The organism is Bacillus sp. HMA207 (assembly GCF_003402455.1).
Lineage (GTDB): Bacteria > Bacillota > Bacilli > Bacillales > Bacillaceae_G > Bacillus_A > Bacillus_A cereus.
Genome location: NZ_BEZT01000001.1, coordinates 17,485 through 35,892, shown reverse-complemented (window position 1 = coordinate 35,892; position 18,408 = coordinate 17,485). Strand labels below are relative to the sequence as shown.

Genomic DNA, 18,408 nt, shown 5'->3' with positions numbered 1-18,408 from the left:
TTTAGTTTCCCCCTACAATTTCTCTCAATTTTTCTTCAATCACATATATGTCATCACCTTGAAGTGGACGTGGATCAATATCAAAGAATCCTTGTCTTACTCCGTAATCACGTGTATAAATGGCAATTTCCCCTTCGCGTAATACAGTCACAACATCTTTTGCTGATTTATTTAATTCTTTCTCGTTAATATGAATACGAGCTCGAAAGATTGCTCTTCCAGCTTCATCTTGAACGATCGTTACATTTACACCATTTAATTCTTTTAGCGGCATAAGTATTTGTAGCAATTCTTTTTCTTGCTCGCTCTTATCTTCTTTTACTCCGTACTCATCAAGTGCTTGAAGTAAACCAAAAGTTGTTTCTTTCCCAACTTTCATGCTTCTTCCAATGCAATGTAATTGCACTTTCAGCCATTCAATATACTTTCTTTTACCGCCCACAATACCAGAAGTAGGTCCTTCAATTGCCTTTGAACCGCTATAAATAGCAAGATCTGAATACTTCACATATTTTTGAATGTCTTCTTCAGCTGCTGCATCCACGATAAGCGGTACTTTATTTCGCTGCGCAACTTCCCATGCTTCTTCAACAGAAATCATATTTTTTTGCACTGCATGATGTGATTTCACATACAGAATCGCTGCTGTATTTTCACCAATTGCATCTTCAATATGCTCTGCTTTCCCTTCATTTGCATAGCCAACTTCTACAAGTTTACCGCCGCCTAAGTAAATCATCGTTTCAACAGGAGCACCGTATTGAACGTTATGACCTTTTAACATAATCACTTCGTTTTTCGCGATTACTTCTTGATGAAGTCTTTCACTTTTACGGCGATTTCCTTCTGTAACGATACCAGCGATAGAAAGCGCAATTCCACTCGATGCTGAGTTCACAACGACCGCTGCCTCTGAATCTAGAATTCTCGCAATATGGTCTCCCGCTTTATCTACTAAATCAGAAATTTCCACATAATTTTGTCCCCCATGTTTCATCGCATCCATTACTGTATCTGTAGGAGCAGATACACCTAAAATACTCATTCTACCGCTCGCATTAATTACTCTTTTTAATCCGTACTTAGCATTCAATGAATGACCCATTAATTACAACCCCTTTCGTATCAATCCTTCTTTCAGCAATGCGCTGATCCCCTTCTGAATCAATTAACGTAACCTTCTCATCTTTCACCGTAAATAAAGTTAAATTTGCAATATCGCCTTCTTGAATACGGCCAAGCTCTGGTTTTTTAAGCCACTCTGCTGCATTTTTCGTAACCGCATCAATTACTTCTTCTAGCGGATAACCTAAGTAAAGGAATTTCGAAAGAACGTGAGCCATACTATACACTGGACCATGCACGCGATTCTTCCGGTAAATATCTGTACTAATTGTATTAAAAGCAATACCGTGATGCTTCGCCGCCTCTGCTACTTTAAAAGAAAAACTAGCATTACCGTGACCAACATCTAAATGAACACCACGATTCACTGCATCTAGTAATACAGGTAGCGGTTTGCCTTCTTCATCAAATAAATTATTTTCTTTCCCGTTTAAGTAATGTGTAATGACATCATCTTTTTCTAAAAGAGGTACAACTTCCTCAATGCGAGGAGGCGCTGAACCGATATGTACCATAATTGGTAATGATGTTTCACGGGATAAAGAGCGTGCAACATGAAGCGGTTCAATTCCGCTATCACAAACGACACTTTTACTCATTCTCGCCTTTAACCCAACGATTACATCTTTATACTTTTCTACTGCTTCTATTACTTTCTCTTTATCGATCCATTCCATATTGGATAGTTCATCAATTCGTTTCAAACCGATGCGAGAAATATTTAAAAAGGCAAATAAATTCGTTTTTGCCTGCTCTCTACTTTTTACTAAATCTGCAATACGATCAGCTCCGCAGCTACCCGCATCAACAATTGTCGTTACCCCTTGCTTAACGCCAATTTCATCCACCTCATCGCCATACGGATCAAACTCTGGAAAAGCATGAACGTGTAAATCAATCCAACCACTCGATACGTAAGTACCAGAGTAATCAAGAACCTTTCCACCCTCGCCAGCACCAGCTTTCGTCACCTGTGCGATTTTATTATTTTCAATTACAATGTCAATCTCTTCCCCGTTCACACGTTTCACATTACGTAGTACGAATCGTTCTGTCATTGTATTTCCACCCTTTTCTATAAGAAGCCATAAGAATACGCTTACATTAAAGTTTCATTTTATATCTCTTTCACACGTTTAGCGTAACACAAAAAAAGGGAGAAGTAAATATAACGTTATAATGTTTAAAAGCAAATAAAAAGATGCTCCTCCAAAATGCTAATAGTATAGGAAATTATATCAACGATTTTTTGAATATATCTATCATAACTTACAATATATCAACGATTTTTCAATTATATCTACCGTAACTCACAATATATCAACGATTCGACAAAGAATATCGATTTACCGACAAAAAACATCAATCCCTTTCTTATATATACGAAGAGGTTGCTCCAAACGGAACAACCTCTTTCTCTATTCCTGAACCGTCACAATAACCCCATCCATATTGTTCCCGGAAATTTCATACTGCTTGTTTGCTGGAACGTTCACTTTCATATTCTCAGAAACTTTATAATAAGAAACAGTATATTTCTTACCTTCTACTTCAGTTGAAATCTCTTTTTCCTCTTTTAAAAACTCTAAATATTCCTCTAGTGTGAAATTCTTTTTTTGCATAATTGCGCTATGAGGTAAGCCTACATAACGTATATGCCATGGCTCATATTGAATGCCTGTAATGTTACTTTTATTTTTCGGATAACGTAATACAAAGCCATGCTTCCATACGTTCTCTTCAATCCATTTTCCTTCAGGCGCTTTCTCCATTTTCTTTTGAGTAGACCCAATGTCCAGTGATAATCCTAAGTTATGTTCACTGTATCCTGCTGGAAGTGCATAATCAGATCCCATTTTTTCATATAGCTGTTTTTGCTCTTGGAAATCTCTATAGCCACTACTAATCAAAAAATGGTTAACACTTTCTTTTCCAGCCGCATCGACAACGTTCAAAAACTTTTTCACAACATCCTTTGATAAACGAAGATTTCTATCAAATATTACATAGCCTCTCACTAATTCACTATTATGATTTACATTTATAATATCAGACCTAATACTATCTTTTTTTACTGGGTAATCCCTGTTAACTAATAATAAATCGCCCTTATAAATTTGTTCCTTCGTAATCTCTTTCCCATCGGTGTTTGCCGCCTTTACTAGCTCATCTTTCCCGACAATTTTAACGTCGATTTCCTTTTGAAATAACGGTGATATATAAACGCCTACACATACTGTGCATACTATAAAAAAAGAAATAAATACCCACTTTTTCATTTCTAGTTCCTCCTTAACGTAACTTACGTATAGAATAGAAAAAACTATTAAAATAAAAAGTGGGGTAAAGTTTAAATTTTTATTAAATTGTTACATTCTCGTCTTTTGGCAATCGTACTTCAAATATCGTTCTAACTACATTGCTCTCAGCAGAAATCGTACCGTTATGTTGCTCGACAATATTTTTCGCAATAAATAGTCCAAGGCCTGTCCCGCCACGGTTCTCAGTTCTTGCTTTATCACCTGTATAGAACATATCAAAAAGATACGGTAAATCTTCTTCCGGGATGCTATCTCCGTAATTCATAATTTGTACGACAACTTCTCCATTATCAACATACCCATTCATATCAACAAATTGTCCATCATAGCCGTAACGAACGGCATTTGTTAACAAGTTTTCAAATACTCTAGCTAACAATTTTCCATCACCGTGCATCGGTAAATGAGGAGCCACATTCAATCTAGCTTCTAAATGATGTTTTTCTAATAACGGATACAATTCCTCCTCTAACTGTATAAGCAACTCACTTATATCAATCGGCTTTTTATCCAGCTTTAGCATGCCATAATTCATACGTGTAATTTCAAATAGCTCATCAATTAAGCTTTCCAGTCTTTGCGATTTCGTATATGCAATTGTGGAGAAATGTTTAATTTGTTCTTTTGTTAAATTTTCATCTTTAAGAATTAAATCTAAATATCCTAACACGGATGTTAATGGTGTTCTTAAATCATGAGCTAAATTCACAACGAGCTGACTTTTACTACTTTCAGCAAAATCTCCTCTTTCAACAGCTTCTTTTAACTTTTCACTTGCAACATTTATTTCACGCGCGATATTTCCAAACTCATCATTTGATGAAACTTGAACTTTATTCGTAAAGTTACCGTTCGCAAGATGATGAATCCCATTAGAAATTTCATCAAAGTATTTTAAATACGGTTTTGTCAAAAAGAAGAAAAAGATAATAGATAACGGAATAAAGAAAATTAAAAAGAAATTAATGTCTCCAAATTCCCTTACCATTGACCTAAATTGTGCTAAAGGCTCTTCGTAGCGAACCATCGTTTTATAATACAGCTGCAATCCTTTATAAATTATATAAGTTACAGTTGCTGCAAGCACCATACTTAACGCAAATAAGGCAATCATTTTAAATCGAAAACTTTTCATCATATTAGCCATTAAAAGTATAACCTACTCCCCACACTGTTTTTATTAATTTATCCTTTCTTTTATCTTCTCCAAGTTTCTTACGCAACGTACGAATATGTACCATTACTGTATTTCCACCTTCATAATAATCGTCTGCCCATACGTGCTGAAAAATATTTTCCACATTGTACACTTTCTTCGGATGACTCGCTAATAAATATAAAATATCAAACTCTTTCGGCGTTAATTCAATTTGCTCACCATATACATCAACCGTCCTACGCTCGGGATTAATTACGACTCCGCCTATTTCTAAAGCAGATTTACTCTCCGCTACTTTCGGTTGATTTAACGTAAAAAACCTACGCAGTTGTGCATTTACACGTGCAACTAATTCAATCGGTGTGAAAGGCTTCGTCATATAATCATCCGCGCCTAGTACAAGACCTGTCACCTTATCAAAGTCCGAAGTTTTCGCGCTTAAAAAAATAATCGGCATATGATGTTTCGTGCGAATTTGACGCGTCACCTCATACCCATCCATTTTCGGCATCATAATATCTAAAATTACCAAGTCGATTGGCTGCGTTTCAATAATATGAACCGCCTCTTCCCCATCCGCTGCCTTCACAACATGGTACCCTTCTTTTTCTAAATGTATCTCAATTAAATCAGCAATTTCTGCCTCGTCATCCGCTATTAAAATTGAAATGCGCTTCATTTTACTCCCCCTTTTTCATTCCATTTTTATACGCTCGATTGTAAACTAGTCTATCCAATTTGTACAATACAAAAAGGCTACTCGTTAGAGTAACCTTGGTAAATAAAATTATATCAGCGATTTTCCAATTATATCGACCGTAACTCAAATTATATCAGCAATTATTGAAATATATCGACTTACCGACAATGAACGACAAAATCCTCTCGCTATTTGCGGGCATCCTAATGAAACTTCCATTTACCGCTCAAACACAATCCGCTGCTTCGTAATTTCTTCCAATCTTCCGCGATCTACTTCATACTCAGCATCAACGCTTTGCGGCACCATCACTTTCCCGCCCTCAAGCGTCACTTCCGGCCAAATAATATCCTGCTCCCAATGTCTACTAGAAGCAGATATATCTCCTGGAATCGTAAAGTTAGGCAATGACGCAAGAGCAACATTTTGCGCTCGTGAAATCCCCATTTCTACCATACCACCGCACCAAACGGGTACGTTATGCTCCATACAATAATTATGGATCTGAACCGATTCTGTTAATCCGCCCACTCGCCCTGGTTTAATGTTCACAATTTGGCAGCTGCCAAGCGTAATCGCAACGCGTGCATCTTCTAAACTATGAATACTTTCATCTAAACAAATCGGCGTTTCAATTTTCTTTTGCAATTCCGCGTGATCAAGAAAATCGTAATCCGCTAACGGTTGTTCAATCATCATTAATTGGAATTCATCTAGTCGTTTCAGCCTCTCCGTATCCCCTAATGTATATGCTGAATTTGCATCAGCCATTAACGGGATATGCGGAAACTCTTTACGAATTTCTTTCAATAACTCATAATCATGCCCCGGTTTTATTTTTACTTTAAAACGCTCGTATCCTTCTTCCGCGTACTTCTCGATTTGTTTTAACATAACTGGAATCGTATTAAGGCCAATTACAACGCCGACTTCAATTTCAGACTTCGTTCCGCCAAGCAATGTCGCTAACGACTTCTTTTGACGCTTCGCATATAAATCCCAAACAGCCCCCTCTATTCCGGCTTTTGCCATTCGGTTTCTTTTTATATGTTGAAATAGACCCGGTACCTCATTCGGATGAGAAATTTCAGCCTTTAATAAATCAGGTATTAAAAAGTCTTGCAGTATATGCAGCGCCGTCTTCACCGTTTCTTCCGTATACCACGGTTCAGAGAATGCAACGACTTCCCCAAATCCAATGTACCCGTCCGTATCCTCTAATTCAATAACGATACTCTCACGCTTTTCGTAAGTCCCGTAGCTTGCAGCAAACGGGATTACGAGTGGCATTTCCGTTATATACAGTGTCGCTTTTTTTATTTCCACCTACATCTCCTCCACTAATTGTCTTAACTCTCGTCTTAACAATTTTTTCGAAGCGTTACGTGGTAATTCCTCTAAGAAACATGCTTTCTTCGGCACTTTATATTTCGCTAATTTCTCCTCGCAAAAATGAAGAATTTCTTCTTCTGTTACCGCCCCGCTTTTCACAACAAAAGCAGCTGGTACTTGTCCCCATTTATCGTCAGCCATGCCGACAACACCAGCTTCCGCTACTGCCGGATGGGAGAGTAACACTTCTTCAATTTGAGCTGGGTATATATTCTCTCCGCCAGAAATAATTAAATCACTGCGGCGATCTAATACGTATAAAAACCCTTCTTTGTCTAAATAACCGAGGTCGCCAGTATGAAGCCATCCATTTTGAATAGTCTCTCGCGTCGCATCTTCACGGTTAAAGTAACCGCCTGTTACGTTCGGTCCTTTTACTACGATTTCACCTTCCGCATGTGGCGGCACTACTACGCCGTCCTTTTCGATACGAAGCTGGCACTGAAATAGTGGTTTTCCAGCTGATCCTACTTTCGTTAACATGTAATCAGCTGATAACGTACAAATTTGCGAAGACGTTTCTGTCATACCATACGTTTGATACACAGGAATTCCTTTATCTACACACGTTTCTAATAACGGTTTCGGCGCTGGTCCTCCGCCAAGTAACATACATCGTAAAGAAGATGGATATGTCTCTGCCCCAAGTCTCTCTAATAAATCAGTTAACATTTTAGAAACGACAGAAATAATCGTTACGCCTCTCGTTTGAAGTGCTTTATGAATAAAATCCGCATCATATTTCGGAACGAGTAAAATGCGCATGCCATACATAATATTTTTCATTAAAAGAGATAGTCCGCCAACGTGGAACATCGGCATACAAGCTAACCAGCAATCATCATCACGAAGCCCTAAGTTAAGCGAAGAGCCGACCGCACTTGCCCAATGATTACCGTACGTTAAAATAACGCCTTTCGGTTTTCCTGTCGTCCCTGACGTATAAATGATTGTCATCGTTTCTTCTAAAGAAAACTCTTCTTGTATAGAGGCTTCCTCTTTTGGTCCATTCATCACTTCGGCGAATGAATAAACAGGAACATCTTTAGTATCAAAATCTTGATCCGTTACTAAACAAACAACTTCAGCATCATCCATTTGCCAAAGTAGCTCTTCTCTTGAAAGACGCGTATTTAAAAGCACAGCTACTGCACCTACATAAGATAGGGCGTGAATAACTGTAATCATCTCCATACCATTTTTCATCAGAACAGCCACCTTTTGCCCTCGCTCCACTCCAACATGCGTGAGGTGTTCACAAACAGATACTACTTTTTCATGCAGCTCCATAAAAGTAACTTTCTCTTCCTCTATTTCAATTGCAGTGCGATCTGGTGTTAAAAATGCACGTTGCATTAACCAATTTGGCATCGTCTCCATCATTCATTCTCCTTTCATGAAAGAAAGAGACTTGATATGATATCAAGTCTCTTAGTTGTTTTGTTTCCGGTTTGACCTTTTCGTTGCGTCTCACTTTATTGGCGAGCCGCTTCCGCTTTTGGTCACGTCCAGCTACAGCAGCTAGAATGTTCGGTGGCTTCACTTCTTCCTACGAGGCAAAAAGCGCCTCTACGTCAGAAGCTCCATCCCCCTCACATTCTGAACGAGCTGCTTTCGCTTTTGGTTTCATCCAGCTACAGCGGCTAGAACAGTCGGTCGTTTCACGCCTTCCTACGAGGCAAAAAGCGCCTCTACGTCAGGAGTTCCAACGCCCTCTTGTTCTAAGCAAGCCGCTTTCGCTTTTGGTTTGATCACGGGAAACGAGGGAATTGACCGAAGTCCGGACTGCGTTTTTCTTTGAATGCGTCGCGACCTTCTTTTGCTTCGTCAGTTGTGTAGTACAATAACGTTGCATCTCCAGCTAGTTGTTGAATACCAGCTAGACCGTCTGTGTCTGCGTTGAATGCAGCTTTTAGGAAACGAAGTGCCATTGGGCTGTTTGCTAAAATTTCTTGTGCCCATTGTACTGTTTCTGCTTCAAGCTCTTCTAATGGTACTACAGTGTTTACTAAGCCCATATCAAGCGCTTCTTGAGCGTTGTATTGACGGCATAGGTACCAAATTTCGCGAGCTTTCTTGTGGCCTACCATACGAGCTAAGTAACCAGCTCCGTATCCACCGTCAAAGCTTCCTACTTTAGGACCTGTTTGTCCGAATACAGCGTTGTCTGCAGCGATTGTTAAGTCACATACGATATGAAGTACGTGTCCACCACCGATTGCATAACCTGCTACCATTGCGATAACTGGTTTAGGAATTGCGCGAATTAGACGTTGTAAGTCTAATACGTTTAAACGAGGGATTTGGTCGTCACCTACATATCCACCATGACCGCGAACTTTTTGGTCGCCGCCAGAACAGAATGCACGTCCCCCTTCACCTGTTAAAATGATAACGCCAACATTTGCATCATCACGAGCTTGTGCAAAAGCGTCGATTAACTCCATTACCGTTTTTGGACGGAATGCGTTATGTACTTCAGGACGGTTAATCGAAATTTTTGCGATACCATTGTATGTTGAATAAATAATATCTTCGTAATTGCCTTCTTTTACCCATTCAATAGCCATTACAACTACCTCCTTGTATATTTCTGATTTCACCTATAAGCGTGGCTTCCTTCTTACTGAAAAAAGTATCACTGCATAGTTTTTAGAAATCCCTTTACTATTGTATCAAACTTTTCCGGTTGTTCCACATGAATTGCATGGCCAGCACCATGAATTTTGACAAATTTCGCGTCAGAGACGCATTTTTCGATGTTTTTTAATATGAGGAAGAACTTTTCATCATATTCTCCGTTCATTAAAAGAACAGGTATTTTTAAGTTTTTCAGCTCATCCCACCAGGAAGGCTGAGCCCCCGTTCCCATGCCGCGCAAGCTATTTGCGAGCCCTTTTGGGTTGTTAGCAAGTCGTTCTTTTCGCACCACTTCTTGTACGTTTTTTGCTAAACGTTTTTGCGTTGCAAAAAGCGGAATATCTTCCCACATCGATACAAAACTTTCTATGCCTTCTCGCTCAATTTTATCGGCAAGTCGATCATCTTTTTCACGACGTTCTTTTCTATCCGCTTCGTCTTCGAGCCCAGCTGTACAATTTTCTAATAAAAGAGAGTGTACATAATCTGGATATAGACATGCCATCGTAATCGCCAGTCTTCCTCCCATTGAGTAGCCAAGTATATGTACTTTTTCAATATGAAGGTAATCTAGTAGTTCTTTCATTTGCAATGCCACATTTCGGATATCATAATGCGCAACATCTTCAGGACTCTCCGTCTTTCCGTGCCCAACAAGATCAACTACAATAACTTGAAACTGCTCACTCCATGAAGAGATAAAAGAACGCCACGTTTCCATGCTTCCCGTAAAACCATGAAGAAGTAGAAGTGGTTCCCCGCTTCCGACTACTTCATATTCATACGATACACCTTGCAGCGTTACTTTCATTTTGATTCACCTTGTAAAGATGTAGTAATTACGTCCTGTGTTTTTGCCCATAACGTACGGTGCAATGTTAAGTTTTCATCACGGTTCGTACAAATTTCCACAACGTGTAAACCTTCTGTCGTCGTTCCTTTTCGAACTTCTTCTCGGAATTGCTCCCAACCATTTACACGGCTAAATGAACCGCCGTACATTTTGACAACATGCTCATAATCAAGTCCAATTGGTGTTCCAAATAATGATTCAAAATGTTCCTTTTTCTCATACTGTGGTAAGAATGAGAAAATACCCCCACCATCATTATTTACAACGACAATTGTTATGTTTAATTCATGTAATTTCGCTGCTAACAGCCCGTTTAAATCGTGATAAAATGATAAATCACCAATTACTAATACAAGTGGATCGCAAATAATGCTTGCTCCTAGAGCTGTCGAAATGATTCCATCAATACCATTTACACCACGGTTTGCCATCACATGGATGTTTTTATCCGATGTGAAGAAGAATGAGTCTGTATCACGAATTGGCATACTATTGCTCGCAAATAACGTTGCGTCTTCTGGTAATACGCGCACAATATCTGTAATAACCTTTCCTTCAAATGCAGTTTCATATGTTTCCATTTCACGAAGCGTTTCCTTCGTTTTTTCGTTTATATGTTGCCACATTAGGGACCAATCATTCTTTTTCATAACTGGCATTTTTTCTATTAATGCCTTGCAGAATTCAATGTCACTTGCTTGCACAACTTCTGTCGCAACAAGAGCTGGATCTCTCCATTGTCCTGATTCATCGACAACGATATGAACTGCTTTTGTTTGTTTTTTTATGAACTGCGTTAATGATTTAGAAACAGGCATACCACCAAAGCGAATTAAAACGTCCGGTTTCCATGTTTCTTTTAACTTTTCATTTCGTAAAAATGTATCATAACAGTCAATTACCATCGTTTTATCGTGGTGTCCGCTACGAATATTAGAAAGTGGGTCTGCTAATATAGGATAGCCAGTTTTTTCAGCTAGTTGCGTTGCAAACATTGCGATTTCTGCATGACTATCATCTCCACAAATAATAAGCCCCTTTTCCATATGTGAAAGGCGCCCTACAAGAGAATCTACATATTCACTCGGCATCACCGCGTTTCCTTGCTGAACTACTCCTGTATATTCACTACGTCCTTTATCCCATAAGCTTTCTAGTGAGAAATCAGGGATAAGTGGCTCGCGAACTGGAAAATTAAGATGAACAGGACCCTGCGGTGCTAAACAAGCATTTGCTACTATACGCTGCGTCGTCATACGAGCGTAATGATACATCGCTTCACTTGCTTCTGGCAGTGCCATCTCTGTAAATTGTTTCACAAAAGTACCGTATAAATTAAATTGATTCATTGCTTGTGGTGCACCCACATCTCTTAATTCATGCGGTCTATCCGCTGTTAAGACGATAAGTGGGACCCTTGAATGAAAAGCTTCACATACAGCTGGATAATAGTTCGCTGCTGCTGTTCCTGACGTACATAATAATGCTACTGGGCGTTTTTTTGCTTTCGCAATACCGAGCGCGAAAAATCCTGCTGATCTTTCATCCACATGTAAATATGTGTTCATTCCTTCGTGTTGTTCCATTAGTAAAGCAATCGGCGTTGACCGTGAGCCTGGACTAATGACAACATCACATACATCTAGACGCGTCAGTTCATCCACGAACGCGCCTAAATAATATGATAATGCTTCTATATGATTGTTCATTTCATTAATTCCTCCAAAGCACCAAGCATCGGTCTAAACTTCAAACTTGTTTCTTCATATTCAAGCTGCGGGATTGAATCAATTACAATACCACAACCGGCAAATAAGGATGCTTTCTCGCCGTTTAATAATCCGCAGCGCAGCGCAACCGCAAATTCACCATTTCCTTCATCATCTATCCAGCCAATCGGTGCACCATACAACCCTCTGTCTAACAATTCAACATCACGGATCAGTTTCATCGCTTCCAAACGAGGTGTCCCGCCAAGAGCTGGTGTTGGATGTAATTCTTCTACCATTGTTAAAAGACTCGCATCGCCTTTTGCTTCTACAGGCGTATATAAGTGAATTAAGTTTTTCGTTGTTAATAAACCTGGGCTTTCCGGAATATTAACGTATTCGCAATGTTCATTTAGTACCGAGCGGATCATGTTAACAACATACCCATGTTCAGCTAAATTCTTTTCATCATGAAGAAGCGCATTACTATTTCGCTTACTTTCTTCTATAGAATGACCATGACCGATTGAACCCGCAAGACACATCGATGTAAATTTCTCATCTTCTTTGCGAATTAATCTCTCAGGCGTCGCTCCTAAGAAGCATGCTCCTTTATAATCAAAAGAAAATACGTAACAATCCGGTTGACCAATGCGAAGTGCTTCTAAAACAAGAGCAGAATCAATCGAATGATTCATCTCTACTTTTAGTTCCCTCGCCAATACAACCTTCTGCACGTTACCCTGCTTCATCTCATCTTGTACTTTTTCAATTGCTTTCATCCAGCCTTTCGGATCCACTTCTACTTTAGAAATAACAGTCAATTTCGATCCGTTTAGCGCACATTTACTCTCTCTCAAAATTTTCTCTTCTAAAGAAATCATTTCGTTATAAAGATTTTCTGCACAATCTGTTGCTGAAACAAATGTATTCATCGTTAACCATGCTTTTTCATTTTTTACAGTTAATAAAAATGCTGGTAGTGAAAATGTCGTATCTTTAAACTCTTTCCATAGGTCCGTTTTCTCTTTTTCTGGATCAAAGGAAAAACCACCAAATAAAAGCGGACCCGTTCCAAATTCATATTCATCTCTTTGGACAAATGCATTCTCTTTTACTTTCTCCCACTCGTCGCGAGCGGTTTGAAAGCGCTTATGAGAAGAATTTACTATAGTGAAAACAGAGCCAATTCCTGCAAATATTACATGCTGAGCCGGGTCTGCAAAATAACATCTATTTTCGAATGAAATCCTTTTTCCTGCTGCATAGAACAGAAGCGGATCCACCCAGTCTATTTGTTTTACAAAACTAACCAATGTTTTTTCGTTAGTTGCACGCTTGATAGCTGCAATAAGAACTTCTTGCAAGCCTTTTTGTTTCGTTTGAATCACAATTGTCTCCCCCCTATGGGCGAAAAATAGTCATAATTACGCTTGATTTTAAGATACACCTCAAACGAAAGGCCTGTCAACGTTTAGCATTTCTGAGAAATTCACCTTCTCTTCCTAGAAAATAAACGTTGACACTAAATGATGCTTTTTCTACACTTAGTTGTGTACAATATGTGACCAAAGGAGGATTCAACATGGAAATGAACGTCAAAACGAATTCCTCTCCTACGGCGCCAAAGCCAAGTAAGCAAACAGGCTGGCGCATCTGGTGGAGTTTACTACGTCCCCATACATTAACAGCCGCTTTCGTACCTGTTTTCATCGGAACAGCATATTCGATGCAGGTCGGAGGTATAAATCAAATACATCTTCCTCTTTTCCTTATGATGCTTCTTGCTTGTCTTCTCATTCAAGCAGCAACAAACATGTTTAATGAATACTTTGATTATAAAAGAGGACTCGATCACGAAGGTTCAGTTGGTATCGGCGGCGCTATCGTTCGCGATGGCATTCAGCCAAAAACAGTGCTTAACTTAGCATTTGGATTTTTCGGCATCGCAATACTACTAGGTGTTTATATTTGTATGAATTCTAGCTGGTGGCTTGCTGCAATCGGTCTTGTTTGTATGGCCGTTGCTTACCTTTATACAGGTGGCCCACTTCCAATTGCATATACACCATTTGGAGAGTTGACAGCCGGATTATTTATGGGTGTCATTATTATTGGGATTTCATTCTTTATTCAAACTGGAACTGTAACATCAGAAGTCATTTTACTATCTATCCCAAGCTCCATTTTAATTGGCGCCATTTTACTAGCTAATAATATTCGTGACTTGGATGGCGATAAAGAAAACGGTCGTAAAACGTTAGCAATTCTCGTTGGGCGCGAGCGAGCGGTTGGTGTACTTGCTTCGATGTTCATCGTTTCCTACATTTGGACAATTGCTTTAATTATCGTGGGCATCGTATCACCATGGATGCTTATCGTATTTTTAAGTGCACCGAAAGCATTTAAAGCGACGAAAGGCTTTATCGGCAAAAGCATTCCAATAGAAATGGTACCTGCGATGATTGCAACAGCAAAAACAAATACAATCTTCGGTTTCCTAATGGGAATCGGATTATTACTTGGGTACTTTCTATAAAAGGAGCTGCTTATGCGGCTCCTTTTTCATATCTGAAATTCATCTCATAATTCCTACTCTCAACGCCCATACTATGTAAAGAAACTGAATTGTAGGAAGGTGGACGACTATGTTAACTCCACAACAAGTAGGTCAATTTAAATCCATTTTAGAAAAACAAAAACAAGAACTAGAGCAAACGATACAAACTCATGAAAATACAGATCGTGCTTCTGAACGTGATTCCGTTGGAGAATTATCTAGCTATGATAACCATCCAGCTGATATGGCTACAGAGCTATATGAACGGGAAAAAGACTTCGGACTTATTGAACTTTGGCATAAACAGCTTGAAGACACGAAACATGCCTTGCAAAAAATAGAAGCGGGTACGTACGGCATTTGCGAAGTGTCTGGCGAAGAAATTCCATTTGAAAGATTGGAAGCAATGCCAACCGCTACAACATGCATCCAGCACGCGACAAATAAGTTAAATATGAATACACGACCAGTTGAAGAAGAAGTGTTGTCTCCTTCTTTCCACAAGCATGATGAGGACCATTCTGTTGAGTACGATGCGGAAGATGCGTGGCAAGATGTCGCAAATTACGGAACATCTGAAACGCCGTCTGATTTAGAAAGACAAGATTCAAAAAACTATAATGGCATGTATGTAAATAGTGAAGAAAACGTAGGCTACGTGGAGGATTTTGAAAACTTTATCGGTACGGATATGTACGGGAAAAACCCACAAGTTTTCGCTACAGAAGAGCATGAAGAATATGAACAAATGCTTGATGATTTTGAAGAACGTACCTTCAAAGGTGAATTATCTTCAAATGAATCTAGTTCCAAAGAATAAAAAAAAGCATTCCGAAAATCGGAATGCTTTTTATCGCTAGCTAATTAGTTTTTTGTAACGTTAGCAGCTTGTGGTCCACGGTTACCTTCAACGATTTCGAAAGAAACTTCTTGACCTTCTTCTAAAGTTTTGAATCCGTCACCTTGGATAGCTGAGAAGTGAACGAATACATCGTCTCCACCTTCAACTTCGATGAAACCGAAACCTTTTTCGCTGTTGAACCATTTAACTTTACCTGTTTGCATGTCATGTACCTCCTAAATAAAAATGAAACTATGAATCCACATGAAAAGGTGGATATAAAGGACATGAATGTATAACAAGCTTACAGCCTTTAATTCAACGTGCTTTATTTCCGTACCACATTATGTAGCTCAATAGTGATTTCACTATATCACGCTATATCCAAAACGTCAAATGAGAACACTTTCATTCCACCATTTTTTTATAATTTTAATATAATGTTGAATTTCCATATTCATATATTATCCCGCCATTTGTGGACAGCTTGATTGGCGGGAGCTGATAATCAGTTTTGGCTGGTTCCACTTTATTTGAAAATTAACAAAACTAAAGTATTCTAATCCTATTAAATTCTGTACAATATAAGTATCTATTACATACGAGGTGAAAAAAATGAGAGCACACGAAATCGAGTATAAGTTATATGGCGATGATATGCAGTTTGTTGAAATTGAGTTAGATCCAGAAGAGAGCGTGATCGCAGAAGCTGGCGCAATGATGATGATGGAAGATTACATAGAAATGGAAACAATCTTCGGTGATGGTTCTGGCCCATCTGGAGGTTTATTCGGAAAATTAATGGGCGCTGGTAAACGTCTCGTTACAGGCGAAAGTATGTTTATGACTGTATTTACAAATACGGGTCACGGCAAGCGCCACGTCTCATTTGCTGCTCCTTATCCTGGTAAAATTATTCCTGTAGATTTAACAGAGTATCAAGGAAAAGTAGTTTGTCAAAAAGATGCCTTTCTTTGTGCCGCAAAAGGTGTTTCCATCGGAATTGAATTTACGAAAAAAATAGGAACTGGTTTCTTCGGTGGTGAAGGTTTCATCATGCAGAAACTTGAAGGTGATGGCCTTGCTTTCATGCACGCAGGTGGAACTGTATATAAACGTGAATTAAAACCTGGTGAGAAACTTCGCATTGATACAGGTTGTCTCGTTGCTATGACAAAAGACATTAACTATGATGTCGAGTTCGTTGGTAAAGTAAAAACAGCTCTATTTGGCGGCGAGGGTTTATTCTTCGCAACATTAGAAGGTCCTGGAACAGTTTGGATTCAGTCCTTAACACTTAGCCGCTTAGCAGCACGCCTTACAAGCCCAGCAGCGCAAAGTACTGGCGAAGGTAGTGTATTAGGTGGACTTGGTCGTTTATTAGATGGGAAAGAGTAAACTGTGCCCTTATGTAGGCATGGCCATCAACTAATAAAATAATAAAATTAAAACACCCTTGCTTGCAGTAATGTAGTGAAAGGGTGTTTTAATTTACGTCTACAAACGAGAAAAAGCAGTTAAAATAAAGTAATAAGGTTTACTTCAGGAAAATAAGGTATATTATATTTGTTGAATAGATTCTCTTTAGAGACAAGAAAAGTAGGTGAACAAAGTGGGAAAATATCAATTGGATTCCAAAAGTCAGGTAGCTGTGGCAAAGTTCCATGAAAAACAGAAACCTGCCAAATTTGATAAAAAGCAGCAACTTGAAAAATTGCGTACGGAATATTTGAAAAAGAAGCAAAAACAAACAGATAAATAATACGTTTTGTTTTTCAAATTTTTCTGTATATAGTGTAAACAAACACAAGAAAATAGGTAAGTTATTCATCGTTCAAATATATACAGGCTATTTTTTCAAACCTCTTACTTATGCAACTAACGCATGCGTCAGTTCATTAAGAATAACTAAAAAAGTCGATTCCTTGAGATGAAAAAGAGTAAACAGTGCCCTTATCAGGCACTGTTTTATTTTGACCTTATAATTTCCTCCACCGATTTAGATAAGCGATACAAGCTATTCCCCACCTCCAAAAGAATGAATCAAGTTCCTCACCGCATATATTAAACTATACCTTTTCTTAAGGAGGGCTACCTTAATGCGTACTCCTTTATCCTTTGATAAAGACACTGCCATACTGTTAGCTTCTTGTTGTGAGTTAACGTATGAACAATATAAACAAAATGGCATTTTCGAGATACCAGATGGTTTTCAATATGTACAAGGGTTTCAAGGAAAGGCCATTCAAACAACAGAATGGTTCGGATTTATATTAGAATCTGAGGATACAATTATTGTTGCCTTCAGAGGCACTCAAACAGACCCCGATTGGATTATTGATTCTCTCGTCAATCAAAAACCTTATCCTTATGCTTTAAATGGCGGAAATGTCCATAACGGTTTTCTCTCTATTTATGAGTCTTGTCGTGATTCTATTATGGATATGCTCGTATCATTGCCAGCACATAAAAAACTGCTAGCTACTGGGCATAGTCTAGGTGGCGCGCTTGCCACATTACACATATTAGATGCACGTATAAATACTGCCTTCGCACAGTATGGACTTTATACATTCGCTTCTCCAAAAGTAGGAGATATCGCTTTTCGAAATTATTATAAACTACAAGTAGCTAGTAGCTTTCGTTTCGTCAACTTGTTCGATGTCGTCCCACTTCTCCCTCCCCGAAACATAAATTTTAATGATCATGATTGGGAGTATGCACACGTCCATCACAACATGACATTTACAAAAAACACAAAATCCATTACAAATAATCATTCCATTACAACATACAAAACATGTCTGACTTCTCATTTTTAACCAGTAAACAATTGGAAATAAAATATTCGTATACTATAATAATGTATGAAGTTATTTTTGGATGAGGGGACCTTACATGTTAAAATTTATCTTCGCACTTTTTCTTATTGTAATTTTTACGGTTACAGGTTTCTTTACATTTTCATACTTTGCGACAGGAGAGTATGATGGGGCAGGTATCATATATACCACTGTTCCATTTCTTTCTTAAGCAAAATAAATAAAACGAGCTTAATTTTATTAAGCCCGTTTTATTTATTAATATCCATTTCGGTTGGTAAATCGA

Annotated in this window: 18 protein-coding genes; 6 read left to right on the top strand and 12 right to left on the bottom strand. The window is 38.6% G+C overall.

Going from position 1 to position 18,408, the window contains the following annotated elements:
* Position 1: 1 nt before the first annotated feature.
* The 11 genes from HMAS_RS00250 to HMAS_RS00195 all read right to left on the bottom strand — a co-directional run bounded on the left by HMAS_RS00250 (position 2) and on the right by HMAS_RS00195 (position 13,290).
* A complete protein-coding gene (locus HMAS_RS00250; RefSeq protein ID WP_025709985.1) occupies positions 2-1,105 on the bottom strand; it encodes a DgaE family pyridoxal phosphate-dependent ammonia lyase in 1,104 nt (367 codons plus the stop codon).
* Positions 1,083-2,183 carry an amidohydrolase/deacetylase family metallohydrolase gene (locus HMAS_RS00245; RefSeq protein ID WP_025709984.1) on the bottom strand — a complete coding sequence of 367 codons (1,101 nt, stop codon included), beginning with the start codon at positions 2,181-2,183 and terminating at the stop codon, positions 1,083-1,085. Before HMAS_RS00245 ends, HMAS_RS00250 begins: the two co-directional genes overlap by 23 nt.
* A gap of 360 nt (positions 2,184-2,543) precedes the next feature.
* Positions 2,544-3,404, bottom strand: coding sequence for a D-Ala-D-Ala carboxypeptidase VanY (locus HMAS_RS00240; protein WP_000759406.1), 861 nt, complete (start codon positions 3,402-3,404; stop codon positions 2,544-2,546).
* An 82-nt stretch (positions 3,405-3,486) separates the two neighbouring features.
* A complete protein-coding gene (locus HMAS_RS00235) occupies positions 3,487-4,593 on the bottom strand; it encodes a sensor histidine kinase (RefSeq protein WP_025709983.1) in 1,107 nt (368 codons plus the stop codon).
* Entirely contained in the window at positions 4,586-5,284 is a 699-nt protein-coding gene (locus tag HMAS_RS00230; protein ID WP_000822509.1) for a response regulator transcription factor, read from the bottom strand. Before HMAS_RS00230 ends, HMAS_RS00235 begins: the two co-directional genes overlap by 8 nt.
* A 240-nt stretch (positions 5,285-5,524) precedes the next feature.
* The gene (menC, locus tag HMAS_RS00220) at positions 5,525-6,631 is read right to left on the bottom strand and encodes an o-succinylbenzoate synthase (RefSeq protein ID WP_025709982.1); all 1,107 of its coding nucleotides are present in this window, start codon (positions 6,629-6,631) and stop codon (positions 5,525-5,527) included.
* Positions 6,632-8,077: an o-succinylbenzoate--CoA ligase gene (locus HMAS_RS00215; protein ID WP_116344660.1), complete on the bottom strand. Its 1,446-nt coding sequence runs from the start codon at positions 8,075-8,077 to the stop codon at positions 6,632-6,634. It lies immediately after the preceding gene.
* A 371-nt stretch (positions 8,078-8,448) separates the two neighbouring features.
* Positions 8,449-9,267, bottom strand: coding sequence for a 1,4-dihydroxy-2-naphthoyl-CoA synthase (gene menB / locus HMAS_RS00210; protein ID WP_000963881.1), 819 nt, complete (start codon positions 9,265-9,267; stop codon positions 8,449-8,451).
* A gap of 68 nt (positions 9,268-9,335) precedes the next feature.
* Positions 9,336-10,148 carry a 2-succinyl-6-hydroxy-2,4-cyclohexadiene-1-carboxylate synthase gene (gene menH, locus HMAS_RS00205; protein WP_116344659.1) on the bottom strand — a complete coding sequence of 271 codons (813 nt, stop codon included), beginning with the start codon at positions 10,146-10,148 and terminating at the stop codon, positions 9,336-9,338.
* Positions 10,145-11,899 (bottom strand): 2-succinyl-5-enolpyruvyl-6-hydroxy-3-cyclohexene-1-carboxylic-acid synthase, encoded by a 1,755-nt coding sequence (gene menD, locus HMAS_RS00200; protein ID WP_001059192.1) that lies wholly within the window; start codon positions 11,897-11,899, stop codon positions 10,145-10,147. Before menD ends, menH begins: the two co-directional genes overlap by 4 nt.
* On the bottom strand, positions 11,896-13,290 hold the full coding sequence (locus HMAS_RS00195; RefSeq protein WP_098376268.1) for an isochorismate synthase: 1,395 nt from the start codon (positions 13,288-13,290) through the stop codon (positions 11,896-11,898). Before HMAS_RS00195 ends, menD begins: the two co-directional genes overlap by 4 nt.
* A gap of 194 nt (positions 13,291-13,484) precedes the next feature.
* Between HMAS_RS00195 and HMAS_RS00190 the strand changes: the two genes are divergently transcribed.
* On the top strand, positions 13,485-14,438 hold the full coding sequence (locus HMAS_RS00190; RefSeq protein WP_000425769.1) for a 1,4-dihydroxy-2-naphthoate polyprenyltransferase: 954 nt from the start codon (positions 13,485-13,487) through the stop codon (positions 14,436-14,438).
* Positions 14,439-14,547: 109 nt separating this feature from the next.
* Positions 14,548-15,279: a yteA family sporulation protein gene (locus tag HMAS_RS00185; protein WP_000957393.1), complete on the top strand. Its 732-nt coding sequence runs from the start codon at positions 14,548-14,550 to the stop codon at positions 15,277-15,279.
* Positions 15,280-15,323: 44 nt separating this feature from the next.
* On the opposite strand, the gene cspD is transcribed toward HMAS_RS00185, so the two are convergent.
* Complete coding sequence (cspD, locus tag HMAS_RS00180; RefSeq protein ID WP_001193054.1) at positions 15,324-15,524, bottom strand: cold-shock protein CspD; 201 nt, start codon at positions 15,522-15,524, stop codon at positions 15,324-15,326.
* A 391-nt stretch (positions 15,525-15,915) separates the two neighbouring features.
* On the opposite strand from cspD, the gene HMAS_RS00175 reads away from it, so the two are divergent.
* The 4 genes from HMAS_RS00175 (at position 15,916) to HMAS_RS28195 (ending at position 18,333) form a co-directional block, all read left to right on the top strand.
* Positions 15,916-16,698, top strand: a complete 783-nt coding sequence (locus tag HMAS_RS00175) for a TIGR00266 family protein (protein ID WP_001201257.1) — start codon at positions 15,916-15,918, stop codon at positions 16,696-16,698.
* 214 nt (positions 16,699-16,912) lie between these two features.
* Positions 16,913-17,062, top strand: coding sequence for a hypothetical protein (locus tag HMAS_RS27575; RefSeq protein ID WP_000521639.1), 150 nt, complete (start codon positions 16,913-16,915; stop codon positions 17,060-17,062).
* 337 nt (positions 17,063-17,399) lie between these two features.
* Positions 17,400-18,122, top strand: a complete 723-nt coding sequence (locus tag HMAS_RS00170; RefSeq protein ID WP_001260111.1) for a lipase family protein — start codon at positions 17,400-17,402, stop codon at positions 18,120-18,122.
* 76 nt (positions 18,123-18,198) lie between these two features.
* Positions 18,199-18,333 (top strand): hypothetical protein, encoded by a 135-nt coding sequence (locus HMAS_RS28195; protein WP_000911075.1) that lies wholly within the window; start codon positions 18,199-18,201, stop codon positions 18,331-18,333.
* Positions 18,334-18,408 lie beyond the last annotated feature (75 nt).